Origin of the sequence: Bifidobacterium sp. WK041_4_12 (assembly GCF_041080795.1) — a bacterium.
Classification (GTDB): domain Bacteria; phylum Actinomycetota; class Actinomycetes; order Actinomycetales; family Bifidobacteriaceae; genus Bombiscardovia; species Bombiscardovia aquikefiricola.
Window position 1 is genome coordinate 1453984 of the sequence record NZ_CP129674.1, and the last position, 18687, is coordinate 1472670.

Annotated in this window: 16 protein-coding genes and 1 riboswitch; of the genes, 2 read left to right on the top strand and 14 right to left on the bottom strand. The window is 55.5% G+C overall.

Annotated features, from left to right (window positions below; translation table 11 throughout):
• Window positions 1–147: 147 nt before the first annotated feature.
• Window positions 148–1455, bottom strand: a complete 1308-nt coding sequence (gene glyA / locus QN215_RS06235; protein WP_369343472.1) for a serine hydroxymethyltransferase — start codon at window positions 1453–1455, stop codon at window positions 148–150.
• A gap of 201 nt (window positions 1456–1656) precedes the next feature.
• Here glyA and thrC point away from each other — a divergent pair, with 201 nt between their 5' ends.
• Window positions 1657–3207: a threonine synthase gene (thrC, locus tag QN215_RS06240; RefSeq protein WP_369345100.1), complete on the top strand. Its 1551-nt coding sequence runs from the start codon at window positions 1657–1659 to the stop codon at window positions 3205–3207.
• 121 nt (window positions 3208–3328) lie between these two features.
• On the opposite strand, the gene tenA is transcribed toward thrC, so the two are convergent.
• From tenA to QN215_RS06285, 9 genes are all read right to left on the bottom strand, one after another.
• Entirely contained in the window at window positions 3329–4027 is a 699-nt protein-coding gene (tenA, locus tag QN215_RS06245) for a thiaminase II (RefSeq protein WP_404978521.1), read from the bottom strand.
• A 239-nt stretch (window positions 4028–4266) separates the two neighbouring features.
• Complete coding sequence (locus QN215_RS06250; RefSeq protein WP_369343474.1) at window positions 4267–4938, bottom strand: HAD family hydrolase; 672 nt, start codon at window positions 4936–4938, stop codon at window positions 4267–4269.
• 3 nt (window positions 4939–4941) lie between these two features.
• On the bottom strand, window positions 4942–5850 hold the full coding sequence (thiD, locus tag QN215_RS06255) for a bifunctional hydroxymethylpyrimidine kinase/phosphomethylpyrimidine kinase (protein WP_369343475.1): 909 nt from the start codon (window positions 5848–5850) through the stop codon (window positions 4942–4944).
• A riboswitch (TPP riboswitch) is annotated at window positions 5840–5940 on the bottom strand. (Overlaps the previous gene by 11 nt.)
• A 51-nt stretch (window positions 5941–5991) precedes the next feature.
• Window positions 5992–7836 (bottom strand): DNA repair protein RecN, encoded by a 1845-nt coding sequence (gene recN, locus QN215_RS06260; protein ID WP_369343476.1) that lies wholly within the window; start codon window positions 7834–7836, stop codon window positions 5992–5994.
• Window positions 7829–8896 (bottom strand): NAD kinase, encoded by a 1068-nt coding sequence (locus QN215_RS06265; RefSeq protein ID WP_369343477.1) that lies wholly within the window; start codon window positions 8894–8896, stop codon window positions 7829–7831. The genes recN and QN215_RS06265 overlap by 8 nt, the downstream gene beginning before the upstream one ends.
• A gap of 183 nt (window positions 8897–9079) precedes the next feature.
• Entirely contained in the window at window positions 9080–9895 is an 816-nt protein-coding gene (locus QN215_RS06270) for a TlyA family RNA methyltransferase (RefSeq protein WP_369343478.1), read from the bottom strand.
• On the bottom strand, window positions 9879–10130 hold the full coding sequence (locus QN215_RS06275) for a hypothetical protein (RefSeq protein WP_369343479.1): 252 nt from the start codon (window positions 10128–10130) through the stop codon (window positions 9879–9881). Before QN215_RS06275 ends, QN215_RS06270 begins: the two co-directional genes overlap by 17 nt.
• Window positions 10131–10133: 3 nt before the next feature.
• Complete coding sequence (locus tag QN215_RS06280) at window positions 10134–11219, bottom strand: HAD-IIA family hydrolase (RefSeq protein ID WP_369343480.1); 1086 nt, start codon at window positions 11217–11219, stop codon at window positions 10134–10136.
• A 75-nt stretch (window positions 11220–11294) separates the two neighbouring features.
• Complete coding sequence (locus tag QN215_RS06285) at window positions 11295–12338, bottom strand: hypothetical protein (RefSeq protein WP_404978487.1); 1044 nt, start codon at window positions 12336–12338, stop codon at window positions 11295–11297.
• Window positions 12339–12488: 150 nt separating this feature from the next.
• Between QN215_RS06285 and QN215_RS10085 the strand changes: the two genes are divergently transcribed.
• Window positions 12489–13412, top strand: a complete 924-nt coding sequence (locus QN215_RS10085; RefSeq protein ID WP_404978488.1) for a hypothetical protein — start codon at window positions 12489–12491, stop codon at window positions 13410–13412.
• A 329-nt stretch (window positions 13413–13741) separates the two neighbouring features.
• Here QN215_RS10085 and tyrS read toward each other — a convergent pair whose 3' ends face one another.
• The 4 genes from tyrS to QN215_RS06305 all read right to left on the bottom strand — a co-directional run bounded on the left by tyrS (window position 13742) and on the right by QN215_RS06305 (window position 18670).
• Window positions 13742–15070, bottom strand: coding sequence for a tyrosine--tRNA ligase (gene tyrS / locus QN215_RS06290; protein ID WP_369343481.1), 1329 nt, complete (start codon window positions 15068–15070; stop codon window positions 13742–13744).
• A gap of 182 nt (window positions 15071–15252) precedes the next feature.
• Entirely contained in the window at window positions 15253–16692 is a 1440-nt protein-coding gene (gene argH, locus QN215_RS06295; RefSeq protein ID WP_369343482.1) for an argininosuccinate lyase, read from the bottom strand.
• A 40-nt stretch (window positions 16693–16732) separates the two neighbouring features.
• Entirely contained in the window at window positions 16733–17971 is a 1239-nt protein-coding gene (locus QN215_RS06300; protein WP_369343483.1) for an argininosuccinate synthase, read from the bottom strand.
• Window positions 17972–18064: 93 nt separating this feature from the next.
• Entirely contained in the window at window positions 18065–18670 is a 606-nt protein-coding gene (locus QN215_RS06305; RefSeq protein ID WP_369343484.1) for an arginine repressor, read from the bottom strand.
• Between the last annotated feature and the right edge of the window lie 17 nt (window positions 18671–18687).

Here is an 18687-nt window from a genome sequence, read left to right on the forward strand (position 1 = left end):
AGCAATCACTGTTGACATGAGCCTTGTCCTTCTCTTGATGGTGTCGATTCTACGACTCATGCACAGTGTTTCGCAGCCATTAAGTCGTCGGTGGACGCAGAAGGAATCCACGCCCACGTTATCAACCGATTGTATGCGAAGCGGTGACTAGTCGATCTGATCAAGCCCAGGATACAGTGGGAAATCATCGACCAGCTTGTCTACGCGTGCTTTCAGAGAGTCCACATCGGCAGACTTGCCCTGGGCGAGCGCCGTGGCGATAATGTCAGCGACTTCCTCGTACTGCACACTGGAGAAGCCTCGTGTGGCAAGAGCTGATGTGCCGATTCGCAGGCCCGAGGCGATTGAGGCGGGACGGGGATCGAAGGGAACCGTATTGCGGTTGATGGTGATGCCTACCTTGGCGAGCAGATCCTCGCCCTGCTTGCCGTCCATGTCGCTGTGACGCAGATCGACCATGACCAGATGCACGTCGGTGCCCCCTGTCAGCACGGTGATGCCATTGTCAGCGACGTCCTTGGACATAAGCCTGTCGGCAAGAATGCGAGCGCCCTCCACGGTGCGCTCCATACGGTTCTTGAATGCTGGCGAACCGGCAACCTTGAATGCCACGGCCTTTGCGGCGACGACGTGCATCAACGGGCCGCCCTGCTCTCCGGGGAACACGGCTGAATTGATCTTCTTCGCATATTCCTTCTTGGCGAGAATGAAGCCCGAACGTGGACCTCCGAGTGTCTTGTGCGCTGTGGACGACACGACATCGGCGTAGGGAATTGGACTCGGATGCAATCCTGTGGCGACCAGACCGGCGAAGTGAGCCATGTCGACCCAGAATTTTGCACCAACCTCGTCGGCAATCTCCTTCATCGCCTTGAAATCCTCGATGCGGGGGTATGCGCTCCATCCACCGATAATCATCGCTGGATGCGTCTCAAGGGCGCGCTTGCGGATGATTTCGGGATCAATCAGGAAGGTGTCTGGATTCACGCCGTACGATTCGGCATGATAGAAGCGTCCTGAAAAATTGATTTTCATGCCGTGGGTCAAATGACCGCCGTGGGAAAGCGCAAGACCCAGGATCGTGTCTCCAGGATTCACCAAGGTCTGATATACGGCTGCATTGGCCTGTGCGCCTGAATGCGGCTGCACGTTGGCGAATTCGGCGTGGAAGAGTTCTTTGGCACGTTCCCTTGCAAGGGTTTCGACCTTGTCCACTTCTTCGCATCCGCCATAATAGCGTCGTCCCGGGTATCCTTCGGCATATTTGTTGGTCAGCACCGACCCCTGAGCCTGCAGCACGGCTTTGGGAACGAAGTTCTCAGAGGCGATCATCTCCAGTCCTCGCTGCTGGCGATCAAGTTCGGCGTTCAGGATCTCGGCGACTTCAGGATCGCTTTGTGAGATTGGAGCGTTGAACGTATCAGTTGTTGTTTGCGCGTGGACTGCTTGCACCATAGGTGTCCTCCTTGAACAGAAGAGATGTTGCCGCTTGCAGGCTCGTCGGGTCTGCAAGCGGTGTGATGTGGTCAGTCTAGCGCCAGAACATGTCACGGGAGGAAACGGAACGGAGCACGGCCTGAATTTGCCTAGAGAAACCGTTAGACTGAATCTGTTTGGATAATCAGGACAGGATCAATCAGGATTGTTGAGGATTCGATAGTGAACACATTTCATAGCACGCGCAGCAACGCTGACCAGCTCACCGCCAAGCAGGCAATACGCAAGGGAATTGCGGGCGATGGTGGGCTGTTCGTTTCCGACTCGCTCGGCGACGTGCAGATTGATCTGGATGCCATCACCGACAAGTCCTACCAAGACATCGCCCATATCGTTCTGGCAGCGCTGCTTCCCGACTTTACGCAGACTGAACTCGCCGAATGCATAGGCGGTGCCTACGGTCCGAAATGGACGGACTCGGGAATCACACCACTGCGTCCCGTTGCCGATGACTTCGTACTCGAACTCTTCCATGGCCCGACAAGCGCTTTCAAGGACGTTGCCCTGCAGATGCTGCCTCGACTGATGGCGAAAACCATCGCAGAGCCTTCCCAATGTGCGCAGGACAAGCATGCATCCAATCTGGATGGTGAGCGAGGTGTCTCCGCCAAGGAACGCATCATGATTCTGACGGCGACATCGGGAGATACAGGCAAGGCTGCGCTGGCAGGATTCTCGAATGCCCCTGACACTGCAATCACCGTGTTCTATCCTCAAGGTCAGGTCAGTGCGATTCAGCAATTGCAGATGACGACCCAGCTGGGCAGCAATGTTGCCGTATGCGCTGTGAAAGGCAATTTTGACGATGCCCAAAGTGCCGTCAAGGACATCTTCGCTGACGCTGATCTGGCCACGGAACTCTATGCGGATTCGAAGACGATACTCTCATCGGCCAACTCCATCAACATCGGCAGACTATTTCCCCAGGTTGTCTATTACTTCGTCGCATACTCGCGATTGCTCACCGATCAGGTCATCAATATCGGTGACGAAGTCGAATTCTGCGTGCCAACGGGAAACTTCGGGAATGTGCTGGCCGGGTATTACGCCATGCGGATGGGCTTGCCCGTGGCAAAGCTGACCGTGGCGAGCGACACCAATAACGTGCTCTGCGATTTCCTCACCACTGGCGTCTATGACCGCAATCGCCCCTTCTTCACCACCAACTCCCCCAGCATGGACATTCTCATATCGTCGAATCTGGAGCGCATGCTCTATTACATGTCTGACGGTGATACCGCGCTGATTTCATCCCTGATGAAGGACCTGAAGGAAACTGGGCGTTTCGAGATTCCTGAAACGCTCAAGACCAAGATTTCTCAGATATTCTCATGCGGTTGGACCAGCGAGGATCAGGTGAAAACGTCGATTCACGATTGCTGGGAACAGCACCACTACCTGATCGACCCGCATACGGCATGCGGCTATCACGTCATGAACGATATGGAAGCAGACCCGCTCACGCCAAGGATTCTTCTCTCCACGGCAAGCCCTTACAAGTTCCCACGCGTGGTGGGCGAATCGTTGGGGCTCAAGCTTCCGGACAACGATTTCCAGTGCATGGATGCCGTCGCCGATGCGACTGGCACCACGCCCCCAAGCCAGCTGCGCTTCCTTGAAACGGCTCCGGTCCGTTTCAAGGATGTCATTTCCATCGCAGACATGAAAAACTACGTGCGAAAAGCCTCAGCTCGCGCAAATCAGGACTGATTGCCGTTCATTGTGAACTTGTCGAAGTATAAACAGGAATTTTGCCCGATTTTTCAGCGGTATTTGGCCGAAAAATGCGGTTTATACTTTGGCAAGTTCACAATGAACATAGAACACAGCTTTAGTGGCGCTGCCAGCCCGGTTTCCAGGTCAGCTGCATGTCGTATGCGCTGCTCCAGAACATGTATTCGTGTTCAACGCCGGTGACGAAGATGTCCACAAGCTTGTCCTTCTCTGTTTCGCTGAGGTTTGCGGACAACCTGTCGATGGTATTGAGCAGCCACACCGAGCCTTGCCAGAAATCATCTGAAGCGTAGGTATTCACCCATGTCTGGTAAGGATTCGATCTGAGACCGTCCCCAGCTTCGAGATAGAGACGCCTGCCATAGTCTGCATACACCCATGCGCAGGGAAGGACAGCGACGAGTATGTCAAGCACGGGCCTGGAAAATGCGATCGCAAGAATGTTCGAAGTATATGCCCGAGAGAAGGCGGATTGCCGTGCATGCAATATCTCGTCCATGGTGATGCCATATTGCTTGACATACACTTCATGCACGGAACTGCGTTCCTTCGCAATCGCAGCCTGAATCTCTACCATGCGTTCGATGATGCTGTCATCCTCTGCCTTGGCCATGATAAGTGCGTGCACCTTGGCATAATCACTGAGATACAGGTAGTCCTGAAGCATGTAGAAGGTGAAGCGGGCACGCGTGAGCGTACCGGCTTCCAGGTCACGGATGAAGGGTTGCTTGTATCCCTCTGCCCACACCTGGCTGGCGGCCTTGTAGAAGCGTCTGGCCATCGGAGAATCAGGCATGTTTCGTAAGGGTGTGGTGAAATCGTTGAAGTCGGTATCTGATTCTTCTTGAAGCGACCGAGGCTCCGCAATCGAAATGGTATTGGTTTGGAGAAGCGCGGGCGATGTTGCCCCGGAAGTCGATGGTGCTTTGTTCTGTGACGTTATGGTTGACATGACAGTCCTTACATGTATGTGTTGCAGAAATACTGTGTTACAGAAATGCTGAGTAACAGATGGTGAGTTACGAAAATATTGAGTTACAGGATGCTTGGCGCATCGGAAAAGTCTTTCAGCGTGCCGTCCGCAGTCTGCTGGATCGCTGCCCAGTCCTTGTCCGAAGAGGCATCGTACATGGCCCAGGTCTGCATTCCTGCGGATTTCGCGGAACGAACGGCGGTGAGAATGTCTTCGAAAACCGTGCATGATTCCGGCCGAACACCGAGAAGTCGGGCAGCATGCAGGTAGATATCGGGATATTCCTTCCCTCTGCAGATCCCGTCGCCCGTACTGCAAACGGCATCAATGTAGGGTACAAGACCTGCATGTTTCATAGCCGGTTCTCGCAGGGTGGGAGGCAGAGTCGTTGCAATGGCGAGTCGTGCGCCCGTCTCATGCAGGTGGCGAATATACGCCAAGGCATGCGGCTTTGGCTTCACACGGTGCGCATATTCATCCGCAGCCATACGATTCCATATGGCCATCAGCTCTTCGGGCGTATCGGACAGGTGGAAGCGTTCCCTGACATACAAGGCGATGTCGTGGAACTGCATGGAGGCAACGGTTTTGGAAAAGTTCTGCGGGCATTCGATTCCCCGCTCTGCGAAGAATTTCATGTCCATGGTATGCCACACACCCATGGAATCCAGCAGAGTGCCATCGAGATCGAAAATCGCCGCCTTGCCTGCGTTCGAGGTTGACGAAATGCTCATGAGTTAACGAACCGTCTGGTTCTTGCCGACAACGGAATCATCCAAACCGTGTTCATAGAGATCCCAGAAATGGTTCGTCGGCCCATTGCCGTTGCCGAGCATAAGCCCATGCCGTATAGCCATGCTGACGTATCGTTTGGCACGCGCAATGGCCTGGTCTCTTCTATAGCCAAGCGCCAGCTGGGAAGCGATGGCCGACGAATAGGTGCAGCCCGTGCCATGCGTATTCTTCGTGTGAATTCTGGGTGCGGTGAACTCGTGGAAGCGCTCCCCGTCGAAGAGGATGTCTCTGGCGTCACCACTGGCATGGCCGCCCTTGACAAGCACGCTCAGACAGCCCATCCGCTGTATGATTTGCGCTGCCTTGCGCTGATCGTCAACGCCTTCGATGGATATGCCGGAGATTCGCTCGGCTTCGGGAATGTTGGGGGTCAGAACGTCAGCGAGCGGAATGATCGTTTCGATCAAGCTGCCCACGCAGCTTGGATCCATGAGCGGATCACCATTCTTGGCATACATGACTGGATCGATCACCACATGTTCGGGCTGGTACTGTTCAAGTTTCTCCGCCACGGCATGCATGATTGCAGCGCTGTCGAGCATGCCGATCTTGACTGCCTTGGGTGGGATGTCCTCGAAGACGGCATCGATCTGATCCTTGATGATGTTCACGTCGACGTTGTGCACGCTGATGACGCGAGCAGTATTTTCGGCAACGACCGAGGTGATGACCGATTCTGCGAACACGCCATTGGCGCTCATGGTCTTGATATCTGCCTGGACTCCAGCGCCGCCCGAGCAATCGGACCCCGCTATCGTGAGCACGGGAACCAACTGTGTTCCCTCATATGTGGCCGTGTTTGTGGTAGCGGCATCATGTATGGCCGTATGTTCCGAGGTGTTCTCCACCATTGTTCCTCCCTACGCTGGTATTAACCAACAGGTTCTAAGGGTCAGGCATATGCCTATCTCAACTCATGACGAGTTCCCCTGTAACTGACAACATGTTGAAACTAACTCGCGACACAGACAATACCTGGAAAAATCAGCGAACTATATCCGACTCGCTTCGAGCAGTTCCTGAGCGTGGCGCAACGAGGTAGCCGACTCACTGCCAGCCAGCATCCTTGCAATCTCGTGCTGTCGTGAATCGCCCTCGACCATGGTCACCTCAGTTTCGACATGGCTTCCCCGTGAACCGTCTGATGCAGATTGAACGGCTCGCTTGCTGACGGTACATTGAGTCTGCGCCCATGACGCCACCTGTGCGAGGTGAGTGACCACGATCACCTGAGCATGGCGGGAGAGCATGGCCAGTCGTCTGCCGAGCTCAACGGCTGCCTTGCCTCCGACTCCAGCGTCTACCTCGTCAAAGATGAAGACTTTGTCATGTTCCGCTGCTGAAGACGATGTCCTATGTCTCGCATCGCTGTCTGCCATGGAGAGTTCCAGGGCGAGCATCAGACGGCTCAGTTCGCCACCGGATGCGCTCTTGCCCATGGGCAGTCGTGCAGAACCTGGGAATGGCGTGAAGAGGAACTCAATATCATCGCAACCGTGTGAATCCAGCAGCCCTTCATCCACGTCAATCTGGGAAGCTTCCTTATCGGTGGAATTATTGGTGGAATTATCGGTGGAAGCGGTGTGGGCTGACTCGAGCGAAGCGTATGTGGAGTCATCGAATCGTGAAGTCACCTGAATATCAAGGCGAGACCCCTGCATGGCCAGGGAAGCGAGCTCCGAACTCACCTGAGCGCCAAGCTTCTTCGCTGCGCGCAACCGTGATTTCGAAAGTCGTACGGCACTGGTGCCGACGTCGTGAAGCAGCTTGACACGCTGCGCTTTCAGCTCGGCGACGTGTTCAGGCGATGCCTCCACATCCTCCAGTTCAAGCTGCGCCTCATCCCTCCATTGCAGCACATGCTCGACATCGGGACCCCACCGTTGGACAAGCTCGTTCAAGGTATGTATTCGACCGTTGATGGCATCCAGATCGCCGTCCTCGTCGTCATTGTCGAGTTGACCTGCGAGAGAGAACACGATGTCAGCAAGCTCCTCATCAACCGATTCGAGGCGTTTGACGCTCTCGTCGAAGACTGCGGGAACGCCTATGTCTTCCAGAGCTCGAATGGCGGCATGTATCGAGGTGACGGCATCGGACTGATCTTCATCCACATCGATCTGTGAAGCATCGAGCGCCGCGAGCGCTCTAGTGACTCCCTGCGTGATGGTTGCCGAATTCTCGATGCGTTCTCGCCGTGACTTCAACTCCTCCAGCTCACCCGTATGCGGCGCAGCATCGTCAATCGCCGCAATCGAGGCACGAAGATACTCCGCCCTATCCTGAGCCGAGCTGCGCTGCCGATTCAAGGTGCTGAGACGTTCATCCAATTGTTGCAGTGCATGCCAGAGCGTGGCGTATTCTTCCCTCGTCTGCTCGTTATGCGCATACAAGTCAAGCATGTCTCGTTGTCTGGCACTTGAAGCCAGCCTCATCTGGTCCGCCTGCCCATGGATGGTGACCAGTTCCGAACCAACATCGTGAAGCAGAGAACGCGGCACGGTATGCCCGTTGAGTATTGCGCGTGAGCGCCGATGTGCAGGCAGGGAACGCGTAAGGAACAGTTCCCCCTCTTCGGGTTCGATGCCTGCGCTTTGGATGATGGATAGCGCGGGGCAATCCTGCTCCACATGAAAGATACCCTGAGCCCATATGTCTGCGTTGGCGGAATCAGTGCGGCCTGTCTGGACACTCGCTCCAGAAATCAGACGAATGGCATCGAGAAGCATGGACTTTCCAGCACCAGTCTCCCCCGTAATGGCCGTCATACCTGTGCCAAAGCCAAGATTCGCATGCCGGATGGGTCCGAGATTGCGAATTTCAAGTTCTTCAAGCATCGAGGTCTCCGTTCGCAGCATCATGCACCGCCATGCTGCTTGGAGCCGTAACCGGCGAATCCGAACCTTCGCTGCGCCCGGCCGACAGCGGCGAGACAGCCTCATTGTCGGAGCCAAGCACGGGGTTGCTTCCCTCGGTTCGACGCGATTGCGCGTAGCTCATATTGCCGAACTGACCCTCATAGTGTCGGTTTTCTCTCCACCCGATGACCGGAAGACTGAACTTGGTCACCAGCCGCTTGGTGAATGATGTTCCGGAAAGCCTTGCCAGACGCAGCCTATCGTGGGACTCGCGCACCAGAACCCTTGAACCTTTGGGAACCCAGCGTTGGCGACGTCCATCGCAGCAAATCCATCCATCTGAAGTGGATTCCTCAAGAACGTCGAAGCTCAGGGTAGAGCTCGAGCCGATGATCAGAGGCCTGGCAAACAATGCGTGGGCAGCCAGCGGCACCATCTGCAACGCCTGAACATCGGGCCATACGATAGAACCGCCAGCAGAGAACGCGTAGGCCGTCGAACCGGTCGGTGTGGCGACAATGATGCCATCGCAGCCAAAGGAACTCATCTCGACGTCATTGACCCGGATGCTCAGTTCAATCATCTTGCCCCGGTCGGAGTGTTCGAGCGTCATGTCGTTGAGCGCCCAATCGGTTATGGGCTGCTTCGCCTCTGGAAGCCACAGGTCGATATGCGCAACCATGCGAGCATCGATGGAATAGTCACGGTCGGCAATCTTGCCAATGGCTTCGCTCATCTGGAAGCTTTCGAATTCAGCGAGAAAACCGACATGGCCGAGATTGATGCCGACTATCGGAACATTCGTGCATTTCACGAGTTCCGCAGCACCCAGCATGGTACCGTCACCTCCGAGAACCACCACGATCTCCGTGTCATCATCGACTACTCGTGGCTGTGAACCATACGCGGGGGCCTCAAGATTATCGATCACCTTGACGGTGAAACCCGAAGCCTGAAGCTGGTCCACGGCCTCGCTGACCACATTGCTGCTGGAACGAATGCGACGATGGGTGACGACCACAGCTTTGCGTTGAACCATAAATCCATGTTCCTTCCCCAGGCAGTACGCGCCGCATTCGGCAACGTTCATGTTCTGCCAACAATCCTAATATCACCCAAAGAACGTTGGGGCTTGTGGCTAAACTCCAGACATAGAGATTGACAATAACCGCGCTTCGAACATGCCTGCGCCTGTGCAATCCTCAGTGAAGCGTGGGTTCATTCAGTTCTTGGGAAAGTCTACCCAGAGCAAATATTCTGCATTGCCGTGAGTCCCCTCGATGGGTGAAGGGGCTGATTCTCGAATGACGAAGCCATGATCGCGTGCACAGTCGATGACCTTGTGCAAGGCTTCCTCACGCAATGTCTGACTCGCCACGATCCCGTGATGTCCCAGTCGCGTGCGGCCCACCTCAAACTGTGGCTTGACCAGCAGAATGCAGCTTGCTGGCTGCCGAAGCAATGAGGCAATTGCAGGAATCACATAGGTGAGCGAAATGAATGAGACATCAGAGACGACGTATTGCGGCTGAAATGGCAGATCATCTGCCGTGACGTCTCGAATATTGATACCATCCATCTCATAGACGCGAGAATCGGCAGCAATCCTGTCATTCAGCTGCCCATGGCCAACATCCAAGGCAATGACTCGCCGTGCTCCTCGGCGCAGTACAACATCGGTGAATCCACCGGTGGACGCTCCGATATCGAGACAATCCAGCCCTGCAACATCCGGCAGACCGTGCGGCAGAAAAGCTTCGAATGCTCCAGCGAGCTTCAAAGCGCCTCGTGAGACATAATGCTCACCCAGATCGACGGAAAGATGATCGCCAGGCTGCACCACGGTCGAACTTTTCACCACAATCTGATCATTGACTCTCACCTGACAGGCAGCGATGGCCTGGTGAGCCTTCGTTCGCGACTCAATGAGACCAGCATCGACAAGCGCCCTGTCAAGCCGCTGCGCAAGGGCAGGCACATGCGCCGGTGTATAGGGTGAATGGGACGCATGCGATGAATAATCAGTGCGTTGCGTCATCTAATTCCCGTTGCAGCCGTTGCAAAACCGTGGTAAAAGCGCGAATCTGATCGCTCAGTGTCGACTCGGTGACATGCTCAAGCTCCGGAAAGCGCTCTTCGATGCTTGCATCAGACGATTCCGAACTCGGAACTGAATTCGAAACAGCCGCCGTGCCTCGCCCGTGCTGCTCACCATGTTCCTGTGTCAGAGGTTCCTGTGTCAGATCAGGTGTCACATCATGTGTCGTATCCATGGTTCAGTCCTCGGATGCGGAGAGCTGCAGCGCCTGCTCGACGGCACTCGTATCGATCTCCTCTGCCGAGACACCGCTATCCATGGCTTCCCAGCAGACACAGCTGCCGGCACGAAGCGCATCAAGGCCATCATGCGCATGAATTGCGGCAGTCGAGGCCTCCAATGCAAGCCGCTTGCCATCGAGACGGACCACGCAATCCCGGCAACGCCACTCGCCTGCGCCGATCCTGTCTACGGCAGGATGCACCATATCGAGCCCCAGAAGGTCTCTGGCGATATAAGTTGGACGCTGAACGACCGAGGCAGTCATGATCATGCGGGCAGTGGCAACGCCGGTAAGCACTACCAGCGAATCATAATCGCCACGGTTGGCTGCTTCAATATCCGTATCCAGACGATCACCGACAGGAAGGCAGCTTTCACCAGGAATGGGCTGACCATCGTGTGAGAACAGCGTTCGTGCCTCGTCATACATTGCCGATTCGGGCTTTCCGGCAGAATCCTGCGGATGCTTGCCGGTTGTTTCGATGACGGGCAGCTGGAGCGCACCATTGCCGGGAGCTATCCCCTGCTCGCGAGGAATCGTCATGTCACGGTTGGTCACGTAATATTGAGCACCCTGCTCGATGGCATAACTCGCCTGAGCCAGTTCGTTGAAACTCAGGTCCTTGTGCCATGACTGCAGCACAGCGTCAGGATGCTCCCGCGCATCGTCAACGACTTCGAAGCCCACCTTGCGGACTTCATCGCGAAGATGCTCAGCGCCGACGATCAGTACCTTGGCACCGCTCGGCAGATGATGGGTAAGCATCCGTGCGGCAACGATGGCAGAGGTGATGATGTCAGCCCCCTGAGCGTTGACTCCGAAACCCTGAAGCTGACGTGCCACGGTATCGGGAAAGCGCGAGGGGTTGTTGGTGGTATATGAAGGCCTCATGCCATCGGATTGTGCCTTCGCGATGCCTTCGGATGCGTGCGCGACAGGATCATCGCCTCGATAGACCACCCCGTCCAAATCGAGCAAGGCAAGGGAATAGCGCCTCGCAAGCGGTTCTTTGCTTTCTTTCAGGCATCGCGTGTGATTCATAACCATCGACCTTCGCTATGTGAATGTCAGTTGTCACTGCTGTTCGTTACCAGTACTGTCAATTGCCACTGTATATCAGTTGTTGCTGGATTCCTTGTCTTCGGACTCAGATGCAGCGTTCGCAGAGTCGTGTTGAGGAGCATCCACAGTGTTTGCTGTAGCTGTTGCATCATCTGTATCGGCTGCATCGGTTACATCAGTTGTCGTTGTCTCAGTTGTCTCAGCTACATCAGCAGAATCTGTGACATAAGCTGATTCCTTGGTATCTGTGTCGGGTGCATCTGTAACATCTGTAACATCTGTGACTTCAGCTTCATCAGGCAGTTCGGCTTCCTGTGAAGCCTTCTGGTCTTGGGCATCGTTACGGAATGAATGGTCTCTGCGGGTCTCGTGTCGCTCATAGCGGCCAGGACGCTCCGAATACCGTTCATCATCCGCCTCAATGCCAAGAGTTTCGAGATCTCTGTCTGAGATCTCCTCCAGATCATGGTCAACGACTATGTCCTCAGCGGATTCATCGTCGTCGGCATCGGCATATTTGGTTTCAAGCTTATCGAGCAGCGTATCAAGTTCTGCTGCCTCATCGGCTCTGCCAGCCTGCTCCAGGAAGTTCTGCTGGGCCTGGACCGCACGCATGCGATATTCGCCGGAAAGCCCCTTGGCATTTGCCAACGTCGTCACGGTTTCTACGGCCTTGTCCAATAACCCAAGGTCTGCGAGAGCTCCTGCATAGACGAGGAACATCTCAGCCTTCGCCTCACCTCTCAGCTGCTTGCCCTCATCCGATGATGCGACTTCCAAGGCCTTCTTGGGATTGCCCACGCCACGCTCACAGTCAGCGATGAACGGCAGATAATCCAGATAGCCGTTCATGCGGAACGCAGTTCTGAATTCGCGCATGGCAAGCTTGTACTCGCCCTGACGGTACGCGATGAAAGCCAGGGTTTCGCGTGCCACATCGACGCGAGACGCCTGTCTGGCTATCCACTTCGCATGTTCCAAGGCAGCCTGCGGATCTTCTTCTTCAAGAGCATAGGCTGCAAGCATGTGCAGACCGGTATTCTCTGCATGCTCCTTGCTCAGGCCACGCAGACGTTCCTTTTCATCCTTGGAGAGCATGGACCATTCCATGCCCCGAGGCATCCGAGGCTCGCCAGGACGTCGGTCGGTATACGGATTCTGCGAAGGGAAACTGATCGTGCCATCCGAGTTGCGACGTGGCTTATCGAAACCACGCTCGTCACGATGCTGATAGCCGCCCGAACCGCCATGTTCGAAACGTCGATTGTCGCGATGTTCTCCGCGGTTGTCGCCATTCCTGTCGAAGCTACGACGCTCGAATCGATGCTCGCCACGCCCACCGTCATGACCATGATCACGACGGTCATCACGGCGATCATCACGATGATCGTTGTACCGGTTGAAATGACGCTCGCCACGATCATTGCGATCGTTGCGATCATGATGCTCGTTGCGATCGAAACGTCGGTTTCCATAGCTGCGATTGCCGCCATTGCGACGCTCCTCGCCACGACTGTCTCCACTGCGACGATCACGGCTGCGATTATCCCTGTCGTAACCTTCGCCATAGCGATGTTCGCCACCACGGTTATCGCGATGATCGTCATGGTTGTAGTTCCTGTGGAAACTGCGGCGCTCGCCACCTTCTTGGCGATCCCTGGATGGAAAACGACGATCACCGCTGCGATGGTCATTGCTGCGGTCGCGATTGTTGAAACGACGATCGCCCGAGCCGCGTCGATCATTGAATTTGCGATGCTCGCCATCATTGCGGCGGTCATCATTGCGACGCTCACCATTAGGGTGGTCATAACTGCGACGGTCATTACTGCGATGATCGTTGTCAACATGACGGTCACCATAGCTACGATGTTCGCCATAGCTGCGATGCTCACCGTAGTTACGATGTTCTCCCGAGTTCCTGTGTTCGTTAAAATTGCGGCGTTCTCCATCGGTGCCGCGATCGTTTCTGCGACGGTCATCAGCATTGCGATGGTCATTGCCGCGATAGCCATGGTCACGATTGTCGAAGCTGCGACGGTCGTTGTTACGGTGCGGTCCGCCGAAGCGACGGTTGCCACCATTGCCACTATTGTGGCGATCATTGCCACGATCATTACTGCGATCTGCACCGAAACGACGATGCTCGTTGTCTCCACCCTCACCATGTGAGCGACTGTGCTCGAATCTGCGAGATCCGCCGAACTTGCCGCGCGAACCCGAATGCTGTGAGCCTGAACGGCCCTTGTAGGATCCTCTTCGCTGCGATGAGCCACCGGCTCTGTTATGGTCGCCGCCACGATTGCCATTGTGTCCCGACTGTCGGGAATTACCTTCATGCTCTGCCATATTCTTATCCTTATTCATACATTGTGTGACATCACATTGATGCCAGTGCGTCGTTTTCCAAACGCCAAGTCATTCATCACTCACTCTTATGTTGTTGCCATGGGTCAGCGACACGTAGCACATGGCTACTGTCCAGCCGCAATCATGCAATGCTAGTCCTGCAGACGAACTGCACCTATGGTTTTCTTTCCCCTACGAATCACTGCAAATCCACCTTGCAGGAAGTCTTCGGCACCAAGTTCGGCATCGGCTTGTTCCACGCGAGCGTTGTTGAGATACATCCCACCCGATGTGACGATCTTACGCGCCTGCGAGACAGAAGCAAACAACCCTGCATGCACGGCTGCTTCGACAAGACGCTCGCCGACCGATGCCGACGCAAAGTCCTTGTCCGCGCCTTCGCCCATCGATACCTTGACTCCATCCAGCGAAGCTGCCAGTGTTTCGCTATCAATCTCGTGGAGATCAGCGCCTCGACCGAACAGTGCAGAAGCCGCGTCAATGGCCTGCTGTGTGGCGCGATCGCCATGCACGAAGCTCGTCACTTCCCAAGCCAACACTTTCTGTGCTTGCCGCGCTCCGGGGTTATCCACGACTTCCTTGGCAAGCTCTTCAATCTCCTGCTTGGAAAGGAAAGTGAAGTATTTCAAGAGTTTGATGACCTGATCGTCAGGCTGATTGAACCAGAACTGGTAGAAACGATATGGGCTCAGCATGGTCGGATCAAGCCAGATGGCTCCACCTTCCGACTTGCCGAACTTCTTACCCTGGGCATCGGTGATGATTGGCGATGTCATCACACTGACATTCTTGCCACGCACCTTGTGAATCAGATCGAGACCGCTGACGAGATTGCCCCACTGATCGTTGCCACCAAGTTCAAGCACGCAGTCATGGGTATCGAAAAGATGCAGGAAGTCATTGCCCTGCAATACCTGATAGCTGAATTCTGTGAAGGAGATTCCCTCGTCGGAGTTGAGACGGCGAGCCACGATGTCCTTGTTCAGCATGGTGCCGAGTCGGAAATTCTTGCCCACGTCACGCAAGAAATCGATGACCGACATCGAGGCAGTCCAGTCATAATTGTTCACGAATTGCACGGCATTGTCACCGTCAGCATCGAGAAATCTGCTGATCTGCTGACGCAGACGCTGCGCCCACTGCTCAACGATCTCAGCGGCATTGAGGGTTCGCTCCCCCGATTCGCGAGGATCGCCAATCAGACCCGTTGCCCCACCGACAAGCGCATAGGGTGTATGCCCTGCAGCCTGTAAATGACGCATGTTGATGAGCTGAACAAGATTGCCAATGTGGAGCGAAGCAGCCGTTGGATCAAAACCTGCGTAGAAACTGATCGGCTTTCCATTGAGGGTTTCGAAAAGCCGTGTCTCGTCAGTGTGCTGAGCTATTAAACCGCGCCATTGCAATTCGTCCGACAACGAATCGAATCCCGCCTGCCTGTAGTTCGTGACTTGCACCATGATCCGTGCTGCTCCCTCTGTACGCTAGAAAAACCGCGATTATCGCCACGCCAGTATGTCAGAGAGCACAGACACGCCAGTATGTCAAAGAGCACAGACACGCCAATCACGACAAGAGTGCACCGGATTGAGTGCACTGGATTGGCGTGGCGACATGTGCCTGCGTCAGGAACGTACCCCAGTCATTGCTTATCTATCCGGCTCGCAAGCGTCTTCAGCTGGATTTCGGCATCATGAATCTGTTCTGCAACGCGTTCGGGCGACGTACCGCCCTTGCCGTTGCGCGCCTTGACCGAACCTTGGGTGGTGAGCACCTCTCGAACCTGCGGAGCGAGGTCAGCATCGATGAAGCCATCGAAGATTTCACTGAACTCTGAATCCTTCAAATCCCACAGTTCTTCGCTTTGGCTTTCGGCACGCTTGACGCATGCTCCTGAAAGCTCATGGGCATGGCGGAACGGCACGCCATGCTTGACCAGCCATTCGGCGATGTCGGTGGCCAGCGCAAAGCCGGTCGGAGCTTCCTCCTCCAAACGTCTGCCATCGAACTGGAGTGTGGCGACCATGCCAGAGAAGGCAGGCAGCACCACTTCGAGCGTATCCACTTGGTCGAAGACCGCCTCCTTGTCCTCCTGCAGATCTCGTGCGTAGGCGGTCGGCAAGCCTTTCAGCGTGGTCATCAGTCCCGTCAGATCGCCAATCAGTCGACCTGCCTTGCCGCGAGCGAGCTCGGCAATGTCTGGATTCTTTTTCTGCGGCATGATCGACGAGCCGGTCGAATACGCATCATCCAGACGGACGAACGCGAACTCCTGCGTATTCCATATGATGATCTCTTCGCTCAACCGTGACAGATCGATGCCAATCATGGCAGCGACGAACGCAAATTCTGCAACTGCATCACGCGAAGCCGTGCCGTCAATGGAATTCTCGGTAACACGTGAAAAGCCGAGATCCTTGGCAACGGCCTGAGGGTCAAGTCCCAGCGTATTGCCCGCCAGAGCACCAGAACCATACGGGCTTGCATCGGCCCGTTTGTCCCAGTCAACAAGTCGGTCAACATCGCGCAACAGCGGCCATGCATGTGCCATGAGCTGATGAGCCAGCAACACGGGCTGAGCATGCTGCATATGCGTGCGACCAGGCATCACCGTCGTCCCGGCAGCATGGGATTGCTTGATGATCGACGCGACCAGGTCGAGCACGTCCTTGGCGACCACGCGAGCATGGCGTCGCAGCCACATGCGGATCAGGGCAGCGATCTGATCGTTTCGCGAACGCCCCGCTCTGAGCTTTCCGCCCAATTCGTCACCTGCAATCTCGAGCAGGCCACGTTCGAGAGCGGTAGCCTCATCCTCGTCCGATTCCTCGGGAACGAATTCACCCGCATCGACCCTGCGTTGAAGTTCATCAAGGGAAGTCTCCATGCGAGTGAGCTCATCATCGGTGAGCAGACCTGCCCGTGCCAGGGCACGGGCATGAGCGCGAGAACCCGCGATGTCATCATCGGCAAGACGCCAATCGAACTGCGTGGATTTGCTCAATCGTGACAGTTCTGGCGAAGGACCCGACGTGAAGCGTCCGCCCCATAATGCGATTGATTCATGACCTTGCTCAGCCATACTCATGCCCCTATTCCCATCGTCAATCCACCGGTGCCGACTATTTGACGTCACCTTGTGGAACTTCCACCGCATTGCCGAACTTCACATCACGCGCTGCGGCGACCTTGCTTGGAAGGCCGTAGATCTCGATGAAACCGTTCGATGCCTTCTGATCGAAGGAGTCGCCGGTCTCGTATGTGGCAAGGGAGTAGTCGTAGAGCGAGCTGTCTGAGCGACGACCCGTCACGACTGCGCGGCCACCGTGAAGGCTCATGCGAATCTGACCGGACACGTACTCCTGCGTGTCCTTGATGAAGGCTGTCAGGGACTTGACCGCTGGCGAATACCATTGTGCGTCATAGACCAGCTCGCCCCAGCGCTTGTCGATGTCACGCTTGATGCGATGCTGTTCACGCTCAAGGCAGCAGTTTTCAAGCTCCTCGTGAGCCGTTATCAAGGCAATGGCACCGGGTGCCTCGTACAGTTCGCGTGACTTGATGCCGACCAGTCGATCTTCAATCAGGTCGATGCGGCCGATGCCCTGTGCTCCTGCGCGGCGGTTCATCTCTTCGATGGCCTGCAGGGGCGTGACATCCTTGCCATCGATCTGGACGGGAATGCCCTTCTTGAAGGTGATCGTCACTTCGTCCTCAACCGGCGGGAATGCTGGGTCGTCAGTGTACGAATAGACATCCTTGGTGGGCGCGTTCCACGGATCCTCAAGATAGCCTGTCTCGATTGCGCGTCCCCATACGTTCTGGTCGATGGAATAGGGGCTTTTCTCCGTCTGCTCTATCGGCAGCTTGTGCTCCTTGGCATACGCGATTTCAACGTCACGCATCAGACCAAGATCGCGGATGGGGCTGATGGCCTTCAGCGTTGGATCGATGGACATGATGGACACTTCAAAGCGCACCTGGTCGTTGCCCTTGCCCGTGCATCCATGGGCAATCGTGTCTGCCCCAAACTGATGCGCCGCATGAACCAGATGCTTCGTAATCAATGGTCTGGAAATGGCGGATACCAGTGGGTATACACCCTCATACATGGCATTGGCCTGAAGTGCCATCATGCAGTATTCGTCCGCAAACTCGTTGCGTGCATCCACAACGTACGATTCGACGGCACCGCAAGCCAGTGCGCGCTGCTTGATTGTCTGGAGGCGTTCACCACCCTGACCCACGTCCAAGGAGACGGCAACGACATCCTTGCCGGTGCGATCCTTCAGATATGGAATGGCGACGGAGGTATCCAAACCTCCCGAATAGGCCAAGACGATTCTTTTGTTGTCACTCATAGCAACCCTTCCGATATATGTTTCACATGTATTATTCGTGCATCGCATGTCATGTGCGCAAGCCGGTGAGCGATACGCAGCAGACAGACGAGACTACCCTTGTTGTTTTGAACTCATATGTGACGATTCTCCTCCGGAGGCGAGCAGTAGAAACCATTCTGCCTTGTCCTGGGCGGTCTCGGCATCGACGGCAATGGCCATGACCGTGTCATCCCCGGCAATCGTTCCGACAACTCCCTGAATGGACTGACGATCCAACACGCTGGCAACGTATTGTGCAGCTCCCGAAGGCGTGTGAATCACCACAAGGTTCTGTGCAGTGGCTACAGAAGTCACGAGACCAGTCAGCGTTCTCGAAAGCTGCTGCTCAGCGCGGTTCAATGTGCTATGTTCTGCGCCATGCTCCGCATCATCCTCATCGTCAGGCATGGGCCGAACCTTGGAGAACTCTCCAGAAACAGTTGATTCCGGTACCACGTAGGCAAAGCTTCCATCGGGCTGACGCTGCTTGCTCGCATGCATCTCGTCCAGATCACGACTCAAGGTGGCCTGGGTTACCTCAATGCCCTGAGTGGCAAGCACCGTGGCCAGCTGCTGCTGAGAGGTTATGGCAGAGTTGGACAGTGCCTGCTGAATTGCACCGTGCCTTGCAGCTCGCGTCGGTGGTCTCCTGAGTCCTGAATATGCTTCATCGCTCATGCCATCACCTCCTTGTC